Annotated in this window: 2 protein-coding genes; both read right to left on the bottom strand. The window is 64.6% G+C overall.

The annotated features are described in order from the left end of the window. Nucleotides 1–44 precede the first annotated feature (44 nt). Nucleotides 45–878 (bottom strand): IS3 family transposase, encoded by an 834-nt coding sequence (locus tag CSC65_RS16040; protein WP_238390437.1) that lies wholly within the window; start codon nt 876–878, stop codon nt 45–47. Then, nucleotides 848–1,204 (bottom strand): transposase, encoded by a 357-nt coding sequence (locus CSC65_RS16035; RefSeq protein ID WP_162411589.1) that lies wholly within the window; start codon nt 1,202–1,204, stop codon nt 848–850. Before CSC65_RS16035 ends, CSC65_RS16040 begins: the two co-directional genes overlap by 31 nt. Nucleotides 1,205–1,258: the final 54 nt, after the last annotated feature.

Raw genomic sequence — 1,258 nt, 5'->3', positions numbered from 1 at the left:
GCGAAGCGGGTGGCAGTTCCTACGAAAAAGTGGACACCGGCTCTCTAGCAGCACTGCTCGAACTCCACCGGTGAGCGGTACCCCAGCGCCGAATGCAGCCGCTGGTGGTTGTAGAACCTGACGTAGTCGTCGATGGCCATGCGCAGCGACCGGTCGCTGTCGAATGTGCCACGGTGGTGCATGTCCGACTTCATCGACCTGTTCCATGACTCCATGTGCGCGTTGTCGTTCATCCGCCTGGGCCTGTTGACCGACTGCACCAACCCGGCGCGTCCCAGCCGGCGCCGGAAATCCCCCGCCATGAACTCGATCCCCCGATCACTGTGGAACAGCGTATCGCATGCCGGCGAGCGCGTACGCAGGGCCGCGGCCAGGGCGCGGCCGGTCAGCGCCGCCGTGCGCTCCACCCCCAGCGACCAGCCCAGCAGCCGCCGCGAGTACCGGTCCATGACCGTGGCCAGGTAGCGCCATTGGCCTTCGACCTTGAGGTAGGTCACATCACCGACCCAGACCTGGTCCGGCCCGCTACAGGGAGCCTCATGGGCACGGCTGGGGACGCTTTCCAGGAACCGCGCCAGTCCGGGCCGTCGCCGATAGAGCCCGGCCGAACAGGCGCGCACGCCTTCCTCGCGCATCAGGCGTTCCACGCGGCGGCGACCCACCTGCTCACCTTGGCGCCGCAGCGCGGCATGCACCCGCGGGCTGCCATAGGTTTCGCGGCTGGCGCCATGCACCTGCCGGATCTTCTCGACCAGCACTGCATCCTCCATCGCCCGGGCGCTGGCCGGCCGACGAACCCAGGCGTAGTAACCGGCGGCGCTGACGCCGTAAAGGCGGCACATGACCCTCACCGGACAGGCTTCTTTGTGATGTTCGATGAAGGCGAAGATTTCGCCTTTCGACCGGAAGTGAACGCGATCGCTTTTTTTAAAAGGTCATGCTCGACCTTGAGCTGCTCGTACTGCCGCTTGATCTGGCGAAGCGCCTTCAGCTCCGTGGCAACTTCCGGATCAACCTGCACACCCTTGGTCACGATGATTCCCTCCCGGGCGAGTCTGCGCCAACGAGACAGCATGTAGGGATGGATGTAAAGCGACTGGGCGACGTCGCTGACCAGGACGCCAGGTTGCTGGCTTAGGCGGACGGCAGCGGCTTTGAACTCATCGCTGTAGCGAGAGATGGTTCTGGGGCCAGGCTTTGGCATTGGGACACTCCTGAGGGTTAGGTCAGGGTGTCCACTGAACCGAAGGAACTACCG

Origin of the sequence: Pseudoxanthomonas daejeonensis (genome assembly GCF_010093205.1) — a bacterium.
Lineage (GTDB): Bacteria > Pseudomonadota > Gammaproteobacteria > Xanthomonadales > Xanthomonadaceae > Pseudoxanthomonas > Pseudoxanthomonas daejeonensis.
Note: the sequence above shows the minus strand (reverse complement) of the source record. Positions and strands in the feature narration are given on the sequence as shown.